Origin of the sequence: Pseudovibrio sp. WM33, from assembly GCF_001623165.1 — a bacterium.
In the GTDB taxonomy this organism is placed as follows: domain Bacteria; phylum Pseudomonadota; class Alphaproteobacteria; order Rhizobiales; family Stappiaceae; genus Pseudovibrio.
Genome location: NZ_LMCK01000002.1, coordinates 1 through 19,076, shown reverse-complemented (window position 1 = coordinate 19,076; position 19,076 = coordinate 1). Strand labels below are relative to the sequence as shown.

Sequence of the window (19,076 nt, the reverse complement as noted above, 5' to 3'; positions counted from 1 at the left end):
CTGTCTTAAGAGCAAGCACACCTGCTAATAATCGCGGGGCTGTACGCAGAAATTGCAGCAACTTGCCGAGCAAGGCTTGGCGCATAAATGAGCCCACTTAAAGATAGTTAGAATTTTATCAAATTCGGAAGAGGTTCGCTAAGCCTCTTTAAAAACAGAGTTTTTTAACCATTCGAGTTAAGAACTTACGCAGATTCTACCCTGTAATTTTCCTCTAGTTTGAAAAGAAGATGAATTGAAACCTCCACACCTGTGGAGGGAGGGGCAGTTCCGTGATCAACTACAAATCGCAGTTTTTGGGCCTTGCGAGCAACGACAACCACATTAATCGTGTGAGTGTCTCGCTGCCGTTTCGTATGCAAGCGGACCTCCCAGATGATCTTCTTGAAACACCGGGCGTTAACAGATCCGATATTCGCATTGATCCAGACAAGGTGCTTATACGCCGTGAGATGGGTGGTCTTCCGCTGACCTTAACGGTTCCGCTTGGGTCTTACTCTGGTGTTGGTGCCAGAGCGACAGTCAATGAGATTAGTGATGAGCTTGAGTATCAGGTCATTTTACTGCATCGCGATCATGCCTTGAGCATTCCGCTTTACACCAGCACAGATATGGAGCTGACGGCTGATTACTGGGAAGCCTGGTCAGATATTTTGGCACTGCCTCTGCTCATGATTGATAGCGATGGCACCTCAAAGTTGGCCCGTCTTGGACTTAACACTTGTTCTAAAGGTGAGGCGCTGCCACGCAGAAAGCTTCGAGCGCTGACTGGGCGGCGCCCGCGTTTTCTTGTTGGCCGCGAAACAGGCAAGCCAACACGTCTGCAGAAGATTTTCGCCAGCTCCCGCCGTTTCACATCTTTGCGGCGCTAAGACTCTTAGAGCCTGTTGTGTTCATTTGCATTCACATAACAGGCTCTAAGCCTTTATTTTCACGTGTGTTTTTATCTGAAAACCGAAACCACTTTTCAGGAATACGCTCTAAAGGTAATAGGTCGCGAGGCCGTCCAGCACCAATCCGATAAACAGGATCAAGCCGAAGGTTGAATTGGACTTGAAGAGCTGAAGGCACTGGTCGCCATCGTCAATGTCCAATACACGGATCTGGTTCAGCAGGTGAAACGCACCAAGCGCCAATCCGGCAAATGCAAGTGGGCCACTGCCTGCAGCAATGAAGGCGCCTGCAAACAGAACAACTGTTGCGCCATAAAGAATGACCAGAGCCTGACGGGTTTTTTCACCAAACAACCGCGCTGTTGAGCGTACGCCGACCAAAGCATCGTCCTCTTTATCCTGGTGGGCGTAGATGGTGTCGTAGCCGATTGTCCAGAGGATACCCCCGCAATACAACAGAACTGGCGCCAGTGACAGGCTGCCAAATACAGCTGCCCATCCCATCAGTGCCCCCCAAGAAAACGCCAGACCAAGCACGAACTGTGGCCAGTCGGTGATGCGTTTCATGAATGGGTAGGCGGCAACAATTGCCAGAGAGGATATGCCCAGGACTATGGTGAAGGTGTTGAACTGCAGCAATACCACCAACCCGGCGAGCGCCTGCAACGCCATAAAGATTTTGGCTTGCTTGCTGGAAACCTGACCAGAGGGGATTGGGCGAGAGCGTGTGCGTTCGACTTTATCGTCAATATCTTTATCGACGATGTCGTTGTAGGTGCACCCTGCCCCACGCATTGCCACTGCGCCGATAAACATCAGCACTGCGTACCAAATGTTTGGAATGGCAGCTCCTGCCGCATTGGATGCAAGGGCTAACGACCACAAACACGGCCACATAAGCAGGTACCAGCCGATTGGCCGCTCCCACCTTGCAAGACGGGCAAAGGGACGAAGGCCTGGTGGCAAGCGCGTATCAACCCAATGACGCTTTACTGCATCTGCAACTGGACCAGTGTCTTTGGTATTGAACATTGCCACCTCACCGTATTCTTAGAGTCTGTCTGCATTCTCTTGCATTTTTGCAGCCAGATCCAATTTGGCTCTAAAAGCTGAGAGGAAATTCCTCTTCGTAGTGAATTGTCTTTTCCAACAGATCAACACTTTGCGTCAAGAAGCCAAATTCCTCGAAGAACTGTTTTCTGGTCTTTCGCTCCGGTCTCTTCAGCGAAACTTCCATTTTAACGACAGACTTTTGTGCCAGATCATCCTCCAATGCTTGCAGCACAGGAGGTAACAGTCGCTCAATCCCTTCCATTGGAGCGAGCGCTACTTGCTCAATGAACCCGACTTTGCCGCCGGCCCGTACGCTATACCGATAGCTTACGAGCACAAACCCGAGGCTTTTTCCCGTGCTCCTGATCAACCATGCCTGCCCTGCACTTGGGTCTACCAGCAACCTGCGGGCAGTTTCTTCCAGCGAACGAACCGGCTCTGAAAGGGTGTCTTGCTCTCCCCATTTTGCCAGCAGCTCGAAGAATTCATTCATAAACAGTGGTGTAACCAGCAACAGTTCGACTGATGGACGGGGCATTTTGGTCTCTCCAGAGCTGTTGTTCGTTTACTGTGAGCCATACTCATGCTACAGGCTGCATCACATCCTAGACGCACAACTGGGGAACCTGTTCCCTTCTTATTTTCAGGGTCTACTTCAATGAATATTCTGCTGATCGGTTCTGGCGGGCGTGAACATGCGCTGGCATGGTCTCTGGCGAAATCTCCGGTGCTGAACGAACTGTTTGTTGCCCCGGGCAATGCAGGCATCGAGCAATTTGCCAAGTGTATTGCACTGGACCCGACTGATCATCGCAGTGTTATCGAGTTCTGCCGCCTCCACGACATCAATTTTGTTGTAATCGGCCCGGAAGCTCCACTGGTTGATGGCCTGTCTGACAGTCTTACCCATGCTGGTCTGCGTGTGTTTGGTCCTTCTTCTGCTGCTGCTCAGCTGGAAGGGTCAAAAGGCTTCACCAAGGACATGTGCTCCCGCGCAAACGTGCCAACCGCTGCTTATGGCCGATTTGACAATGCCGAGGCTGCCAAGTCCTACATTCGTGAGCAGGGCGCTCCGATCGTGGTGAAAGCAGATGGCCTTGCTGCTGGCAAGGGCGTCATCATGGCCATGAACGAGCAGGAAGCGATCGATGCAGTCGACAGCTGCTTTGACGGTGCCTTCGGTGATGCTGGTGCAGAAGTGGTTGTTGAAGAGTTTCTTGAAGGTGAAGAAGCCAGCTTCTTTGTTCTTTCAGACGGTAAGAATGCTCTCCCGCTGGCGACAGCACAGGATCATAAACGAGCCTTCGATGGCGATGAAGGTCCGAACACCGGCGGCATGGGTGCTTACTCCCCTGCCCCTGTGATGACCGAGGAGATGATGGACCGGGTGATGAGAGAAATCATTCACCCAACCATTGCAGACATGAAAGCGCAAGGTTGCCCGTTCAAAGGCGTGCTTTATGCGGGTCTGATGATCACCAAGGACGGTCCGAAGCTGATTGAGTATAACGTGCGCTTTGGCGACCCGGAATGTCAGGTTCTGATGATGCGCCTCAAGACCGATCTGTTGCCGATTCTGCTTGGCTGCGCTGAGGGGACACTGGATCTGGTAGATGCGGAATGGCACACAGATCCTGCGATCACTGTTGTGATGGCAACCAAGGGCTATCCGGGTTCCTATGAGAAACTGAGCGAGATTAAAGGCCTGACTGAAGCTGCAGCTGACCCGGACGTGGAGATTTTCCATGCGGGTACGGTTTCTGCTGATGACAAATTGCTGTCAAATGGCGGGCGTGTTCTGAACATCACAGCACGGGCGGCGACTGTTTCTCAAGCGCGTGAAAAAGCATATGCGGCCGTTGAGAACATCGACTGGCCGGGTGGGTTCTACCGCAAAGATATCGGCTGGCGCGCTGTTGAGCGTGAGCAGCAGGACTAAGCGGTTCTTTACCTAATAACCTGAGTTTACAGAGAGCGGCTTTTCGAGCCGCTCTTTTTTTCCGACTTTTTTGTGCCGACTGATGTCATTGCCAAAAAAAACCTCCGAAGCAAGCTTCGGAGGAGTTAAATTTATCTACACTTTCAGTTGGACAACGACAGCCTGTGCCCAACCAACAGATCAAATTGATAAACTACCACAAACAACTGCACGAGGCGAAAAGTTGCCATGCAGGAGCTAAAGTGCAACCTCTAGCAATTTTGATTATGCATAAATGCACAACTCATAACAATGGGGGATTTTCCCTTACCCCTTAAAGTTGCGACGACCTAGGGCGAAAGCAACTGAAAGGTCATAGCACGAGCAACGGCATGCGTACGGTTCGTCACTCGCAGCTTTTTGCAGGCCCGTTTGATGTGATGTTCTACGGTTTTCTCTGAGAGATCCAGGATGTGGGCAATCTCTTTATTTGCCCTCCCCGCCGTCAACCACAGCAGACATTCATGCTCCCTCGGCGTGAACCCGAAAAACTCACTCAGGGTTTCAGGTTCTTGCGCGTAGGTATGGAAAAGTTGCACCGCACCTTTCAGGATCGGATACTTTGCCGTCATCTGTGCATCAAAGCCGAGCTGTGTCCGTTCACAGGAGGCAAAGCTGGCACCGCCGACCAAATGCTTGTTGGAGCAGTCCACCGGGATGGTCACCCCAAACTTCAACCCCGCTGAGCGGACATCATGGAAGAAGTCTTCATCAATCTTCCCAGTTGGTCTGACGGTGTAATCCGTCCAGAGCTGATCCGCTTTCTTGCCGCTGAGCAGGTGATCCATACCGGGATCTTTGAAGTAGTAATGATGGCTGTTGTAATGATCGACCCAATCATCTGCGTGATTTGACAAGCAAATCGGCTGCCGGTCTTCTACACGGCCTTCGATTTTGGGAACGATGATGTAGGCGCCCTTTTCAAACCCCAGCTTTTCAGCAAAACTGGTAAGTTCTTCCCAGCGGCTTTGCAGGGACGAACAGTTCCATAGGTCTTGAGAAAATTGCAGTAGGTTTCGATCAAAGCCTGCCGGATAACCCATGGAATAGTTCATCATTTACACCGCAAGATTGGAGCCTTGCTTCATATCAACCAGCCAAGCTGTGTGCTTAACTGCCACCAAATCAATTGATATGTTTGCCCCAGTGCCCATCTATTGTTTATCTAGGTTCGTCATTCGTGATTATCACGGTATTTCTCTCGGTTTTCAATTGGAAAGCAAGCGAGAGCACCTATATTTTTAATGAGAGTTATTAAAGGATCAGGCTTTCAATGAGCACTCCCAAGATTGGCCTTGCCCTTGGTGGCGGAGGCGCCCGTGGTCTCTCCCATATCCCGGTTTTACAAGCTCTTGATGACATGGGCATCACACCTCATGCCATAACCGGTACCTCCATCGGCGCTTTGATTGGTGCAGGATATGCAGGTGGCGTGAGCGGAGACGAGCTTGAGGCGTATACTCTTGAGACACTTGGTGAGTGGAAGAAGGTGCTTAGCAAGTTGGTTGAAGTGAGCATGCCCAAGCGCTTTGCAGACCTGCTTGGTGGTAAGTCCAGCATTGGTCAGTTTGATTCCAAACGTGTGCTGGAAGTCTTTGTGGGGGATGTGCTCAAAACCGACTTCTCTGAGCTTTCCATCCCGTTTCAAGCAATTGCCGCGGATTACTACAAGGCAGAGGAAGTGCGGTTTTCAGAAGGTAATCTGGTGGATGCGGTCTCAGCCAGTATCGCTATTCCGTTTGTCTTCCGGCCTGTGCACCTAAACGATACCGTTCTCATTGATGGCGGTGTCGTAAACCCGCTGCCTTTTGATGCACTACCGAGCGATTGTGACATGGTGATTGCGGTGGATGTAGTCGGCACGCCCAAAAGAAGTAAAAAACGCGATTTTCCCAGTGCAACTGAAAGCGTGTTTGGGGCGACCCAGATCCTCATGCAGACCATTTCTCAGGAAAAGTTGAAGATACGCGCACCTGATCTTTCAATCTTCCCAAACATTAAACAATATCAAGTGCTTGATTTTTTGAAGGCGCGAGAAATATTGGAGGATAGCGCCGGGCTTCGTGATGAGGTAAAGGTTGAACTTGACCAAAAGATCGAGAACTACCTAATCTCTTGATAAGAAGAATAGAAAGAAGTGGAGTCTGGGTTGTCTATTCTGGACCCTGAGTGGCAGACACCGATTGCTGAAGGCAGAAAACTTCCTCCAGAAGTCCCGGTTGCGGTGACGCTGAATGGAGAAGGCTTTGCTGTGTTTATGGCCACGCCCAGAGATCTGGAAGACTTTGCCGTTGGCTTCGCTATCAGCGAGTCGATTGTATCCTCCATCAGTGATGTGCACTCGATCAACCTGAATGAACACGGCGAGGAAGGCATCAGCGTCAATCTGGATATTGAAGATGAGTTGTTCTTCACCGCTTTGAAGCGCAAGCGCCTGCTGACCGGAACGTCTGGCTGTGGCCTGTGCGGTCTTGATAGCATTCGTGCCGCCTTACGCGCCCTCACCCCGCTTGCCCAGCAACCTGCTCCAAAAACCGAGAGCATTGGGGCGATGTTTGAAGCGATGCAATCCAAGCAAACGCTCAATGGCATTTATGGCGGCGGCTTGCATGCGGCTGCGGTGTGTTGTGGTGATAAACTACTGGCGGTGCGTGAAGATATTGGCCGACATAACGCCATGGACAAAGCGCTTGGTGCTGGTGTGCGCAGTGGTGAACCGGTTGATCTGGTCATCACAACGAGCCGGTGCAGCTCTGATCTGGTGCAAAAAGCCGTCAGTGCCCGAGTGGGAACGCTTGCCGTGATGGCAACGCCCAGCGATCTGGCTGTCAAGCTAGCACAAGAGAATTGTTTAAATCTGTTTAGTTGCAACCGTGGATACAGCTTCACACGCTACAGCTAGCGACTCATCAAGTTCGTGGGCGTTTTAAGAGCCTGAGGAGTCCGGCGTGTCCGACACTATTATTGCAAAGAAATCAACAGCTCCCGCTGGTGGCTGGGGTGCCGTGTGGAGCTGTGGTCAGGCTCTGTTGCAAAACACGTCGCTTACTTCAGGAATCCAGACAGTTTTGAAAACCAACCAGCCTGAAGGTTTTATTGGTCCTGGCTGTGCGTGGGTTGACCCTGAAAAGACCTCGTCCATCGAGTTTTGTGAAAACGGCGTCAAAGCCGTGGCCACCGAGATGACAGATAAGAGGGTTACAGACTCTTTCTTTCAGGAATACACGGTTTCTGAACTGCAGACTTTTTCCGACATTGACCTTGAGGATCAGGGTCGTCTGACAGCGCCGCTGCGCTATAACAGAATAACGGACCGCTATAACGAGATCAGTTGGGCTGAAGCTTTCAAGGAGATTGGTGCAGAACTGCGGGGCATCAAAGATCCCAAAGAGGTCGTGTTTTACACCTCCGGTCATGCGAGCAACGAGGCCGCCTTCCTTTACCAGTTGTTTGGGCGTGTTTATGGCTCCACCAACTTCCCGTCCAGCTCCAACATGTGCCACGAAGCCAGCGGAATTGCGCTTGAAGAAGCGATAGGCAGCCGTTTAGCCACTGTTCGTCTGGAAGACTTCTCCAAAGCGGATGCCATCTTTGTTTTTGGCCACAATCCGGGCTCGACTGACCCGCGTATGTTGCCGGTGTTACGTGCAGCCACCCAGCGCGGCGCACATGTGATCTCCTTTAACCCGCTTAAAGAGCGCGGACTGGAGCGCTACGCAGACCCCAAGAACCAGTTGGAGATGATGCGGTTTGGTTCCGCACCTGTTGCGAGCCATTTCTTCACCCCGAAGCTGGGCGGTGACATGGCGGCTGTACGCGGCATGGTGAAGACCATTCTGGCGTGGGACTATGAGCGCATACTCACCCATAGCCATATTGACCGGGTGTTTATTGAAGAGAACTGCAACGGGTTTGAGAGCTATGAGAAAGCGCTTGAACTGACGCCTTGGAAAGAGATTGAAGACCAGTCTGGCCTCTCCCGCGACGAGATTGAAAGAGCAGCTGCGATTTATGTGCAGGCAGATCGCCCGATCATCACGTGGGGCACAGGGATCAGCCAGCACAAACACTCTGTTGCAACAATCCGCGAGATGATGAACCTGCTGTTTATTCGCGGAAACGTTGGCAAGCGGGGGGCTGGAGCTTGCCCTATGCCGGGCCATGCGAACACGCAGGGTATTCGCCGTATGGGCATTACCTCTGACCCTTCTGAGGAATTTCTCACCTCTTTGCAGCAAGCCTTTGAGTTTGAACCGCCGATGGATGCCGGTGTTGATGCTGTTGAATCCATCAAGATGATGAATGAGGGCAAGCTGCGGGTCTTTATGAGCCTTGGAGGCAATTTTACCCGCTCTGCGCCGGACACAAACCTGACAGAAGAAGCCATACGCAAATGTCGCCTGACGGTGAGCATAGCAACCAAGCTGAACCGCAGTCATCTGATGACAGGTGCCCTCTCCTATATTCTGCCTAGCCTGGGCCGCACTGAATACGACGACCAGCGTTCTGGTGAGCAGATGGTCACTGTGGAGGATTCACTCTCCAGAATCCATGGATCTACTGGAGTAAATCCGCCAGCCTCTGATCTTTTGATGTCAGAACCTGCGATTATTGCCGGACTGGCCAGAGCGACCGTTGGCAACAAGGTGGTCAACTGGACGCATTACATTGAGAATTACGATCGCATTCGGGAAAAGATTGAGGAAGTGCTGCCTGAGTTTGCCGGATTTAATGGTCAGGTGCGTACCCCAGGCGGATTTTATCTGAGTAACCCAATTGCTGATCGCAGATGGGCAACAAAGTCCGGCAAAGCGGAGTTCTCCGGCTACTCTCTTCCACTTGCGACTTCAGCACAGCAAACTTCCAGAGCCCCCAAACTCACGTTCACCTTACAGAGCCTGCGCTCCAACGATCAGTTCAATACCACCGTTTACACACTCAACGACCGTTACCGAGGAATCTCTGGTGGACGCAAAGTGGTGTTCATGAACCCGATCGACATGCGACGAGCGGGCGTTTCCAAGGGGGAAAAGGTTGATATCGGGACGGTGAGCGAAGATGGACGCAATCGGCGTGCCCTCGATTTTCAGGTGGTGCCCTATGACATGCCACAGGGCTGCATCGCCTCATACTTCCCGGAGGTGAATGTCCTCGTACCAGTTTACTCCGTAGGCGACCAATCCGGCACCCCGACTAGCAAGGCTATTCCCGTGTCACTGTCTAAGTCTCGCAGGCGTTCTTGATTTCGCTGTTTTGAGAGAGGCACGAGATGTCGGGTGGAGGAGTGATTTCATCTTGAAAGAAACTGCCTGACATCGGAGTTTGCTAGCACCAGCTTTAATTTTTGGGTGCCAGGTGTACAACTATGTCGATGCTCGTCACCTTATAGCCTTCTGGGGGATCGGCAAACTTTGCGAGTGATAGCTTCTGATCAGGACAATCCATGATGCGATTTTCAGTGGGAACATAGAAATGGCGATGATCGCCAATATCCGTGTCATACCACACCTTATCTGCAGAGACTGCAATGCGCCGGATGAGATTATGCTGCTCAAAATCGCGTAGTGCATTGTAGATTGTGGCAAGAGACAGGTGCTTGCCGTTTGCGAGAAGCTCTGCATACAGCATGGCAGCATCTATATGCCGATGGCCACCAGAAAATAAATGCTCTGCAATGAGGCACCTTTGCTTTGTGAAACGCAATCCAGCACTTCGAAATTTAGTAGGTAAGTCGATTGAGGTATCTGCAGCTGTATTTGTCGACATAAGATGCCTTCCTTGATGGTCTGCGCAAAGTCGGGCTTATTACGTCCTCAACAGTCGAAGTCTTCGAGCTGAGTTTCACTAGAAACAAACTTATTGCAATTAAGAAGCATTCGCAACTAGAAATCAAAACTTCAAATTCAACAAGTAGCGTCGAGGGACGAACGATCATAATCCCTCGCTTGGCGGTCCCATCAAGGACTGAGACAATTCGTTTAGATGATGCCGCTACTCGAATAAAATTTACTAGGTGGCTGTAAGCCTCATCCCGTAGCTTCCAGCCATAAAACACGATCATGTGAAAATAATTTATATGTAGTCAGAATATTTCCATAGTTAAATAAATAAACTCCGGTAGGGGAAAGGCTCTATTTCTTCAGCTTGGAGTTTATGTTGGGCTTCTGTTGCATTTAACTTTATGTCCCCCAAGTCGAATTAGTTTCACAAGAAGGATAATGATTTGCGTAGTTTGTTTCTGGCCTCAGCTCTAATACTTGGAAGTTTGTATCCCGCCATGGCTCAAGATATTATCAAGGTCAACACCAACAAGGCAGTGCAAGAGACTATGGACGCACTGGAGGCTACTGCTCAAAAGGCAGGGGCAACAATATTTGCTCGTGTTGATCATGCAGCGGGAGCCGAAAAAGTTGGCATGTCCATTCCAGCGAACCAGTTGCTGATTTTCGGTAATCCGGCTCTTGGCACACCTGCGATGGAGATCGATCCACGGGCAGGTCTATTCCTGCCACTCAAAGTGCAGGTCTATGAGGATTCCGAGGGGCAGGTCTGGTTGGCTTATGAAGATCCGAAGGAAACAATGAAGGATCTGGATAATGTCGATAAGTCTCCGGTAATCGAAAAAATGCGCGGTGTGTTAGCGAAGCTGACCTCCAAAGCTGCCAAATAGTCGAGACTTCACGTCAAAAACTTCAGTCTATTCCAGGGTCTGTAGAACGACCCTGGATATGTAAAAATGGCCATCTACGTCGAACCTATAGGTACTTGTTGACTCAGTGATTGCTGATAGCGAACACAATCAGAACCGACTGGTGTTTCTCCAAAGCAAACTGGCAAGAACCAGCTCCAGCTTACCCGAACTAAGCCTGCTTGTAGTTTAGGATGCCAATACCATCTCCCCCAATCATCTTCCTAATGGATGTTCAGATGACGCTCATCTCCGTCGCAAATGAGGACGGAGCCTCCCTGATCGCATTCCATCATCTTTTTGGCCAATGCCAGAGCTCCATAAAGGTTTGCACCTGTTGAGCCGCCACATTTGCGCAGGATTACACTTTTCAGCCATCACGACATCTCTAAAGATTGCATCCCCTCTTCCTTCCCAAAAAGGGGAACATGCTTGAGACCGTGACACTCTCAATATTCCGGGGCCAAAAGAGGTGATGTTGACAAATGGCTTTATGTACATAAAGTATAGTTATTATATTTAAGTCATAAAGGAAAAATTATGTCGTTTAATTCGCTGCAAAATATAATCTCGCAGGTTCGCATTGGTCTGTGTTGCCTCGTTGGCTTTCGCGAGTATTGTCTCGGCAGAGCCATTTCAACAGGTGACTATTGGCGTGCCTGTGCCTTCCTTGGCAGAAGCAGAGGCGTGGTATACGAACTTTCTTGGCCCAGACACTGAAGTAATCAGACCAGTTCCCGGCATCGTGGAGTTCAAGGTTGCGCCGGGAGTTTGGCTTCAAATCTTTGAAGCGGATGACGCACAATCAAGTGGCACCATCCTTCGCTTTCTAGTGGAGGAGATGGCAGCTGCTCAAAAAGTACGATCTGAGTTGAATATCGACACTGGTGAAGCAGTCGAAATACCAGAGGTCGTTACATATTCGGAGTTTGCCGATCCTTCTGGCAATGCATTAGGTTTCTATGATCTGCCTTGATGGTGCAGACGGCAACCATATTGTCGTCGGTTCGAGACCCACACAGTCTGTGACCAGTTGGAACAGACTGTCCTACCTGACAAGCACGCTAAATGCTGTCTATTTCGGCGAAGTCGATGAGCTTGTGCATGTAGGGTAAGAGATCCAGATTTTTACTGGCCACCCAATCGTCATTGTAAAGGGTGTCCAGATACCGCTCTCCGCTGTCGCAGATGAGAGTGACGATGGAGCCTTCCTGGTCGTTTTCCATCATCTCCTTGGCCAATGCGAGAGCTCCATACAGGTTTGTGCCTGTTGAGCCGCCGCACTTGCGCAGGATCACGCCTTCCAGCCATCTGATTGTCGCGATACTCGCCGCATCTGGTATGTCGATCATTCTGTCTATGACATCCGGCATGAAGGATGGTTCTACTCTCGGTCTGCCGATCCCCTCAATCAGCGAGGGTCTGTTCCTGACGATGCTTTTGTCTCTGTTTCGGTAATACTCATGAAACACCGAATTTTCAGGATCCACCACACAGAGCTGTGTTTTGGAGTAGTCCTCAGTATGGAGCCGGATGTATCGACCAAGGGTTGCCGTTGTCCCGCCTGTTCCAGCACTCATGACTATCCATTTGGGTGCCGGGAAGCGTTCCAGTTCCATTTGGGAGAACAGGCTTTGCGCGATATTGTTGTTACCGCGCCAATCGGTTGCGCGCTCCGCATAGGTGAATTGGTCCACATAATGGCCGCCCAGTTCTTTCGCCAGTCGCGCCGCTTCCTTATAGATCTGATAGGGCTCAACCAAATGCACCTCACCGCCCAGCGCTTCGATCTCTCTTATCTTGCCTGTTGCAGTTGCCTTGGGAGCGATTGCGACGAAAGGATTTCCGATCAGCCGTGCAAAATACGCTTCTGAGATCGCCGTTGAGCCTGAAGAGGATTCTACAATTGGTGTCCCTTCCCGGATCCAGCCGTTGCAGATGCCATATAAGAAGAGCGAGCGTGCCAACCTGTGTTTGAGACTTCCGCTTGGGTGGGTGCTTTCGTCTTTCAGGTAAAGATCAATCCCAGCCCTTGTGAGTTTGGGAATGTTTAGTTTGATCAGGTGCGTGTCAGCCGAGCGATTGTAGTCCGCCTCAATGTTCTGGATCGCCTGCAGCGCCCATGCTCTGCCTGAGGGGTTTCTGTGATTGGTGTGGCTGTTAAACTCCAGCATGGAACCACCTGATCTACCTTTACCACGGTGCCCTGCTTGTGACGCACCTCTTCTGCCCGATTATATCGGCTGCACGACTAATGGCATGGGCTGATCGTTGCCGTATGAAACAGAGAGTAAAGCCGCTGATGAAAATGAGAGAGTTTCAGAAAGAACTCACAGCTGCACGAATTTAGCCGTGGCTCGTCATGGAAGCACGGTACTGGGCTCTGTAGTCAGAGGGTGTCAGGCCGAAGTGTTTTTTGAAGAGGTTGGTGAAGGATGAGGCGTTCTCATAGCCAATCTGGAAGGCGATGGTTGCGATGGATTGGTCTGTTGATCTGAGCAGGGCCAGTGCTTTGTCCAGACGCATCTCCAGCTGGAGTTGTTTTGGGGATTTGCCGTAGGAGGCTTTGAGTTTCTTTTGCAGGCTGCTGACTGAATAGCCGCCCTCTTTCGCGATATCCGAGATCTTGTTGTGAGTGGGCAGCTGCTCTTTTACGCTCTGCAATCGCTGTGTGATTGCGTTTTGGTCGATGAAATCTGTGGTTCGGCCTGTTGCCAGTTCAAGGGCTGTGTTCAGGATGGAGGCAGCGCCGTTTGCATCTACTTCAAACGTATCCGTGAGCGAGGCGACGAAGTTGAGGTACTTCAGTGCGAGCGGTGAGAGCTCCTGATGGCTGTCGTTTGCGTTGCGGAAGAACTGAGAGATGGCCGCTCTGTCGCTGACATCGATGATCAGGAAGCGGCTGCCGGAGGTGGTTTCGCTGTCGTGCAGGGTTTCTGGCGCTATGAGGCCGACGGAACCGACTGTCAGTTGCTTGAAGTGGCCGCCAATTTCAATCTGCATTTCGCCCTTTAACGGAACAACAGCCTGCGCGAACGCGTGGTGGTGTCCGAGTTCCAGCCGGTCATATTCACGGATGACAGCTTGATAGGGCATGACTTCGTTCCAGATCTCCACTCTTGGTCCAAAAGCTTGTTTAAGAGGACTGCTTGCTCAGGGATACCGCGGTTTTTCGAAAATCTCAAAAAGAAAATCTATTTCCTGTTTTGCCTAATTCTAATATGCAGGAAATGAGGCAGGATCTGGTCGGTTTCGTTGGAACCTCCAGCGATGTGATGGCCTCAGTCTTCAAGCGGAATTTTAAATGCTACAGAACCAAACAGCTGGCAAGGTCAGCGCTGCGACTTCCATCGGGAGTATCTCCATTGTTTTGTGGGGCACGCTTGCTGTGCTGACCAAGCTGACCGGTGATCAGTTTCCGCCGTTCCAGCTGCTGGCCATGACGTTTACGGTAGCGACACTCACACTCTCCGGCAAGCTGTTGACGGGAAAGGCTAATGTGCGTTCTGCCTTCAAGCTGCCTCTGTCCGGCTGGTTGCTTGGTGTTGGCGGATTGTTTGGTTTCCATGCGCTGTACTTTGTTGCTTTGCAGAATGCGCCTGCTGTTGAAGCGGGACTGATCGCCTACATCTGGCCGCTGCTCATTGTATTGTTCTCTGCCCTGTTGCCGGGAGAAACCATTACAAGGTGGCATGTTGGCGGCGCTCTTGTCGCTCTTGCTGGGTATTGGGTTTTGCTTGGCTGGGACAATTCTGCAGGCAATCTGCAGTGGGAGTACGTTGTTGGCTATGTGGCGGCGGCGGGTTGTGCGTTGATCTGGTCCAGCTATTCTGTTTTGAGCCGACTGATCAAGACCACCTCTTCCGATGCGGTGATCGGCTATTGTGCTTTAACTGCCGTGTTTGGCTGGCTCGCGCATTTCCTCTGGGAGACCACAGCTGTCCCTCAGGACCTCACCCAAATTATCGCTGTGATTGGCCTGGGGTTGGGACCAGTGGGCATTGCCTTTTACACGTGGGACTTTGGCGTGAAGCACGGCAACGTACAACTGCTCGGCGTCCTCGCCTACGGTGCGCCTTTGATCTCAACGCTTCTGCTGATCGTGTTTGGCGAAGGCACCCTTGCCGCTAACATCGTAATCGCAGCACTGGCGATTGCAGGCGGGTCCTTGATCGCGGCGAAGAGAGTGGCTTAGGAGTAACAGTGAGGCAGAAGCCTCACTGATTTTTCATCTTGGCGAGGAACTCTGAAGCTTCTTGCTTTGCCTCATTAAACTCCTGCAACGTGAGGTGTTGCGCTATTTTGTTCATATTTTGCAAAGCTGCATCGCTCTCGCCTTCTGCCGCGATTAGGTACCACACATAAGCGCGCTGAAAATCCTGCGGCACTACTTCTCCTGCAACAAACAAAGTACCGAGATTATTTTGAGCTTTTGCATGGCCGCGCTCCGCAGCAAGCAACCACATTTTTTTTGCTTTTGCATCACTTTGAGAGACACCTTCGCCATCAGAAAATGAGTTCCCCAAATTGAAAAGCGCTTCGCTATGGCCTTGGTCAGCTGCAAGCAGGTACCATTCGTTTGCTTTGGAATGATCTTTAAGCACGCCATTCCCGTTATCATACATCATGCCAACATGAAATTGCGCTTCTGCAAAACCTTGATCTGCCGAAAGACGAAACCAATCAATCGCTTTAGCATAATCTTTAGCCTCCCCCTTGCCAGACAGATACTTATTGCCAAGGGCAAACTGGGCATTCATATTCCCTTGCTCAGCAGCAAGACGCCACCATTTTATAGCTTCGGCGTCACTTTGTGGCACACCTTCACCATGGTCATACATCGCGCCAAGGTTCACTTGCGCTTCAGCATACCCCTTGTTAGCAGCAAGAATGTACCATTTGATCGCTTCTTTATCGTCCTCAGATACCCCCTTACCATAATCGTAAAGCATCCCAAGATTGTATTGCGCAACAGTATCTCCTTGTTCCGCTGCTAGAGACCAAAACTCTTTTGCTAATGCTAGATCCTGTGAGACACCTTTTCCCGAATAGTACATAATTCCTAAGTTGTACTGGGCTAGTGCCTCGCCTGCGTCAGCCGCTAGGCGGTACCATTTTATTGCCTCACCATAATCTAACGGCACACCTTGACCGGCTTCATACAGGTTACCAAGATTGATCAGTGCAAAAGGATAGTCTTGTTTGGCAGCTAGTCGATACCATTCAATCGCTTGTCTATAATCTTGCAGCACACCTTGTCCATAATTGTACATAGCACCCAAGTTATACTGCGCACCTGCGTTGTCTTGAGCAGCGGCCAAACGATACCACTTTAGTGCTTCAGCATCGTCCTTTTGGACTCCCTCACCATTTACATAAATGTTGCCAAGTCTCAGCTGCGCTTTAGCATCACCTGCTTTTGCTAAATCCAAAATGGCTTCAAAATCGCTGGCAAACGCCAAAGAAGAGTAGATGCATCCGATAGCAAGGAGCCAAACTCGCATTGCAATTTTTAGATAACGAAATCGCATATTTCTAATTCTCAACTCTTCAATTGGCAGATCAAAACATTTCTCAGTTTAAGCGCCCCAACACCTCAATCCCGCTTCCCCTGAAAGAACGTCTTCAGCATGGCGGCGGAATCTGTTTCGGCGAGGCCGGAGTAGACGTCGGGGGTGTGGTGGCAGGTTGGGGAGGAGTAGAAGCGGACGCCGTGGTCTACGCCGCCGCCTTTGGCATCCCCTGCCCCATAATAGAGCCTGCGGATGCGAGCGAAGGAGATGGCCGCGGCACACATTGGGCATGGTTCCAGCGTGACGTAGAGGTCACAGCCTTCCAACCGCTGGGAGCTGAGCTGCTTTCCGGCTTCGCGAATGGCCAGCACTTCTGCGTGGGCGGTGGGGTCATTCAGCTCCAATGTGCGGTTGCCCGCAGAGGATAAGACACTTCCATCTTTTACAACAACACAGCCAATGGGGACTTCGCCGCGCATTTCTGCTGCGCGCGCTTCCTCCAATGCCAGATCCATAAAAGTAGAGTTCAATGTGGGCGTCTTCATGGGGGCCAAGCTAGTGCGTATTGCTAAAAAGTGGAAGCAGGTTTTGGATAAAGACACGCAAAAACAAGAGATAAAGCGGTTTAACAAGCGCCAGCCCTATGCAAAGCGCAAATGTCCAGATCACTCAAGCTGTCATCATTTATGAAAGTGTTAGGTGAGTCTGAGCCAACAAAATCAGAAAAAAATTCGAGAGTCTGCTTTTGCCCCTTTGCCAACTGGCGCCTCTTAGGTTATGACCGGAGCAGAGCACGCCCGCGTTTTGAATGCATCCACGCGTCGCGCTCCGTTTTCTTATTATGAGTGAATTCTTATCGTCTGGTTCTCTGCAATCAAACGGAATGCACTCTAGAGCACGTCGCGTTCATTAGCATTCACGCATCGTGCTCTGACATCTTTGGTGAGCGAATTCTTCTCGTTTGATTGGATCCAATCAAACGGAACGCGCTCTAACGACATTCGAATATTGTGTGGCATCTGGCAGACTGCTGGGCAGCCAAGGCGGTGACGCCTATGCGAGCTCATCCAGTGTATCTGATCAGAGTGTAGAAAGTTAAAGGCCCCGGTTCGCCGGGCAAGAGCCAATGAAAAACAGCGGTAAAAAACCATCTAGCTCCCCCCGCAAATCTGGCGAGCAGACCAAAAAATCCTCCGGCGACAAAAAACCAAATCAGACAGTCACCGTTGCAGGCGAACGTATTGCCAAGGCAATGGCACGTGCTGGTCTGTGCTCTCGCCGTGATGCAGAAACATGGATTGAAGCTGGCCGTGTCAGCGTCAACGGCACCGTGCTGGAAACACCAGCTTTTACCGTTACCCAAAAAGACAAGGTTGTCGTTGATGGCAAACCTCTGCCAACCCGTGAGCGGACGCGCCTCTGGCTGTTCCACAAACCACGTGGCACGGTAACCACGAATAAAGACCCTGAGGGTCGTAAAACTGTTTTTGACATCCTGCCTGCTGACATGCCACGCGTTGTGACTGTTGGCCGCCTGGACATCAACACCGAAGGTTTGCTGCTGCTGACCAATGATGGTGGCCTTTCCCGCGTGATTGAGTTGCCTGCAACTGGCTGGCTGCGCCGCTACCGCGTGCGCGCCTACGGCAAGGTGACTCAAGAGCAGCTGGATGCCCTGAAAGACGGTGTTGCCATTGACGGTGTTCTTTATGGCGCTATTGAAGCGACACTGGACACTGAAAAAGGCGACAACGTTTGGCTGACCATTGGCCTGCGTGAAGGCAAGAACCGCGAAGTTAAGCGGATTCTTGAGCACCTTGATCTTTCCGTGAACCGCTTGATCCGCATTTCCTTTGGTCCGTTCCAGCTGGGCGACCTTGGTGACAGTGAACTGCAGGAAATCCGTGGCCGTGTGCTTCAAGACCAGCTGGGCGAGCGCCTTGTTACTGAAGCTGACCTGGACTTTGACGCCCCTATCGTCAACCAGATGGATACCCGGACCAGCAAACAAGCCGAACTGAAGAAGAGAAAGAAATCTTCCGGTGGTGCCGGTGGTGGCTGGATCAGCGCAAAAGATGCTGCTGCTGTTCTTGCTAAGAACAAGAGTAAGCCACTGCGCCATGGCAGCGACCAGAAAGATAGTGGTGGTGAACGCTCTGAGCAGAACCCGTTTGGTGACCGTAAGCGCGTTGGTGTGAAACCAACCTTTGGTGACCGTAAGCCTTCTGAAGACCGTGGTGAGCGTAAATCCTTTGGCGATCGTGACCGTGGTGAGCGTAAGTCATTCGGCGACCGTGATCGTGACCGTGGCGACCGCAAGCCATTTGGTGATCGTGACCGCGGCGACCGCAAATCATTCGGTGATCGTGACCGTCAGGCTGGACCTTCCCGCTTTGGCAGCAACGAGCGTGGTGGTTACAGCAAGCCGCGCCGCGTGTTCAGCGCAGACGGCAGCGTAGATACATACACTCCAAGTTTTGACGAGGACGAAGGCAGAACCGCTGCGAAGCGTAAGCCGGAAGAGCGTCGTTTTGGCACCCGCACCAAACGTGGTGACTTCGATCTGGCTCATGGTGGCACAAAACGTTCAGCTGAGGCAGATGCTCCAAAACGTGACGGTGGTCGCGGTGGTGACTTTAACCCTGCAGACAATGCGCGTTATTCTGGCGATACCGGTCCAACACCGGGTGAGCGCCGCTTCTCCAACCGTCGCTCCCGCGATGATGCGCCTTCTGATGAAAAGCGTGGTGGTTTCAATAAGGGACCACGTGGCGATAAGCGCGAAGGCGGTCGTGACGGCGAAAAGCGTGGCTTTAGCAAAGGTCCTCGCGAAGGTGGCCGTGATGGCGAAAAGCGCGGCTTCAGCAAAGGCCCTCGTGAAGGTGGCCGTGATGGCGGTAAGCCTGGCTTCAGCAAAGGCCCTCGTGAAGGTGGCCGTGACGGCGGTAAGC

General features: G+C 51.4%; 17 protein-coding genes. 9 read left to right on the top strand and 8 right to left on the bottom strand.

From position 1 onward, the window contains the following. Positions 1-272: 272 nt before the first annotated feature. Positions 273-872 (top strand): DUF6101 family protein, encoded by a 600-nt coding sequence (locus PsWM33_RS00195; protein ID WP_063298798.1) that lies wholly within the window; start codon positions 273-275, stop codon positions 870-872. 108 nt (positions 873-980) lie between these two features. On the opposite strand, the gene ubiA is transcribed toward PsWM33_RS00195, so the two are convergent. Both ubiA and PsWM33_RS00185 read right to left on the bottom strand, forming a co-directional pair. Then, positions 981-1,925 (bottom strand): 4-hydroxybenzoate octaprenyltransferase, encoded by a 945-nt coding sequence (gene ubiA, locus PsWM33_RS00190; protein ID WP_063298797.1) that lies wholly within the window; start codon positions 1,923-1,925, stop codon positions 981-983. A gap of 70 nt (positions 1,926-1,995) precedes the next feature. Then, positions 1,996-2,484, bottom strand: coding sequence for a hypothetical protein (locus PsWM33_RS00185; RefSeq protein ID WP_063295488.1), 489 nt, complete (start codon positions 2,482-2,484; stop codon positions 1,996-1,998). A gap of 120 nt (positions 2,485-2,604) precedes the next feature. Between PsWM33_RS00185 and purD the strand changes: the two genes are divergently transcribed. Beyond that, positions 2,605-3,885: a phosphoribosylamine--glycine ligase gene (purD, locus tag PsWM33_RS00180; RefSeq protein WP_063298796.1), complete on the top strand. Its 1,281-nt coding sequence runs from the start codon at positions 2,605-2,607 to the stop codon at positions 3,883-3,885. A gap of 329 nt (positions 3,886-4,214) precedes the next feature. On the opposite strand, the gene PsWM33_RS00175 is transcribed toward purD, so the two are convergent. Beyond that, positions 4,215-4,982 (bottom strand): helix-turn-helix transcriptional regulator, encoded by a 768-nt coding sequence (locus tag PsWM33_RS00175; RefSeq protein ID WP_208994316.1) that lies wholly within the window; start codon positions 4,980-4,982, stop codon positions 4,215-4,217. Positions 4,983-5,197: 215 nt separating this feature from the next. On the opposite strand from PsWM33_RS00175, the gene PsWM33_RS00170 reads away from it, so the two are divergent. From PsWM33_RS00170 to PsWM33_RS00160, 3 genes are read left to right on the top strand one after another with little or no spacing between them, the layout of a single operon-like run. Further along, positions 5,198-6,043 (top strand): patatin-like phospholipase family protein, encoded by an 846-nt coding sequence (locus PsWM33_RS00170; protein WP_063298795.1) that lies wholly within the window; start codon positions 5,198-5,200, stop codon positions 6,041-6,043. Positions 6,044-6,073: 30 nt separating this feature from the next. Continuing rightward, positions 6,074-6,826, top strand: a complete 753-nt coding sequence (gene fdhD, locus PsWM33_RS00165) for a formate dehydrogenase accessory sulfurtransferase FdhD (RefSeq protein ID WP_063298860.1) — start codon at positions 6,074-6,076, stop codon at positions 6,824-6,826. 46 nt (positions 6,827-6,872) lie between these two features. Next, a complete protein-coding gene (locus PsWM33_RS00160) occupies positions 6,873-9,167 on the top strand; it encodes an FdhF/YdeP family oxidoreductase (protein ID WP_063295485.1) in 2,295 nt (764 codons plus the stop codon). 94 nt (positions 9,168-9,261) lie between these two features. Here the strand turns inward: PsWM33_RS00160 and PsWM33_RS00155 are convergent, their stop codons facing one another. Then, on the bottom strand, positions 9,262-9,690 hold the full coding sequence (locus tag PsWM33_RS00155; protein WP_063298794.1) for a Fur family transcriptional regulator: 429 nt from the start codon (positions 9,688-9,690) through the stop codon (positions 9,262-9,264). Positions 9,691-10,201: 511 nt separating this feature from the next. Here PsWM33_RS00155 and PsWM33_RS00150 point away from each other — a divergent pair. After that, on the top strand, positions 10,202-10,594 hold the full coding sequence (locus PsWM33_RS00150) for a DUF302 domain-containing protein (RefSeq protein WP_063295483.1): 393 nt from the start codon (positions 10,202-10,204) through the stop codon (positions 10,592-10,594). A 673-nt stretch (positions 10,595-11,267) separates the two neighbouring features. Then, positions 11,268-11,588: a VOC family protein gene (locus tag PsWM33_RS00145; protein WP_208991738.1), complete on the top strand. Its 321-nt coding sequence runs from the start codon at positions 11,268-11,270 to the stop codon at positions 11,586-11,588. 88 nt (positions 11,589-11,676) lie between these two features. On the opposite strand, the gene PsWM33_RS00140 is transcribed toward PsWM33_RS00145, so the two are convergent. Next, positions 11,677-12,786, bottom strand: coding sequence for a PLP-dependent cysteine synthase family protein (locus PsWM33_RS00140; RefSeq protein WP_206598962.1), 1,110 nt, complete (start codon positions 12,784-12,786; stop codon positions 11,677-11,679). 172 nt (positions 12,787-12,958) lie between these two features. Further along, a complete protein-coding gene (locus tag PsWM33_RS00135) occupies positions 12,959-13,708 on the bottom strand; it encodes a helix-turn-helix domain-containing protein (protein WP_153039876.1) in 750 nt (249 codons plus the stop codon). 208 nt (positions 13,709-13,916) lie between these two features. Between PsWM33_RS00135 and yddG the strand changes: the two genes are divergently transcribed. Then, positions 13,917-14,807 (top strand): aromatic amino acid exporter YddG, encoded by an 891-nt coding sequence (gene yddG, locus PsWM33_RS00130; RefSeq protein WP_063298792.1) that lies wholly within the window; start codon positions 13,917-13,919, stop codon positions 14,805-14,807. Positions 14,808-14,829: 22 nt separating this feature from the next. Here the strand turns inward: yddG and PsWM33_RS00125 are convergent, their stop codons facing one another. Together PsWM33_RS00125 and PsWM33_RS00120 are read right to left on the bottom strand one after the other, a co-directional pair. Beyond that, positions 14,830-16,143, bottom strand: a complete 1,314-nt coding sequence (locus tag PsWM33_RS00125) for a tetratricopeptide repeat protein (RefSeq protein ID WP_063298791.1) — start codon at positions 16,141-16,143, stop codon at positions 14,830-14,832. Positions 16,144-16,208: 65 nt separating this feature from the next. Then, entirely contained in the window at positions 16,209-16,640 is a 432-nt protein-coding gene (locus PsWM33_RS00120) for a nucleoside deaminase (protein WP_063298790.1), read from the bottom strand. Positions 16,641-17,251: 611 nt separating this feature from the next. Between PsWM33_RS00120 and PsWM33_RS00115 the strand changes: the two genes are divergently transcribed. After that, a partial coding sequence (locus PsWM33_RS00115) for a pseudouridine synthase (protein ID WP_063298789.1) occupies positions 17,252-19,076 on the top strand: 1,825 nt, incomplete at its 3' end.

Excerpts from the sequence above, each read along its gene's own strand:
- yddG (WP_063298792.1), top strand. The coding sequence starts at position 13,917 with ATGCTACAGAACCAAACAGCTGGCAAGGTCAGCGCTGCGACTTCCATC.
- purD (WP_063298796.1), top strand. The coding sequence starts at position 2,605 with ATGAATATTCTGCTGATCGGTTCTGGCGGGCGTGAACATGCGCTGGCA.
- ubiA (WP_063298797.1), bottom strand. The coding sequence starts at position 1,925 with ATGTTCAATACCAAAGACACTGGTCCAGTTGCAGATGCAGTAAAGCGT.
- PsWM33_RS00175 (WP_208994316.1), bottom strand. The coding sequence starts at position 4,982 with ATGATGAACTATTCCATGGGTTATCCGGCAGGCTTTGATCGAAACCTA.
- PsWM33_RS00120 (WP_063298790.1), bottom strand. The coding sequence starts at position 16,640 with ATGGATCTGGCATTGGAGGAAGCGCGCGCAGCAGAAATGCGCGGCGAA.
- PsWM33_RS00155 (WP_063298794.1), bottom strand. The coding sequence starts at position 9,690 with ATGTCGACAAATACAGCTGCAGATACCTCAATCGACTTACCTACTAAA.
- PsWM33_RS00140 (WP_206598962.1), bottom strand. The coding sequence starts at position 12,786 with ATGCTGGAGTTTAACAGCCACACCAATCACAGAAACCCCTCAGGCAGA.
- PsWM33_RS00125 (WP_063298791.1), bottom strand. The coding sequence starts at position 16,143 with ATGCGATTTCGTTATCTAAAAATTGCAATGCGAGTTTGGCTCCTTGCT.
- PsWM33_RS00185 (WP_063295488.1), bottom strand. The coding sequence starts at position 2,484 with ATGCCCCGTCCATCAGTCGAACTGTTGCTGGTTACACCACTGTTTATG.
- PsWM33_RS00170 (WP_063298795.1), top strand. The coding sequence starts at position 5,198 with ATGAGCACTCCCAAGATTGGCCTTGCCCTTGGTGGCGGAGGCGCCCGT.
- PsWM33_RS00150 (WP_063295483.1), top strand. The coding sequence starts at position 10,202 with ATGGCTCAAGATATTATCAAGGTCAACACCAACAAGGCAGTGCAAGAG.
- PsWM33_RS00135 (WP_153039876.1), bottom strand. The coding sequence starts at position 13,708 with ATGCCCTATCAAGCTGTCATCCGTGAATATGACCGGCTGGAACTCGGA.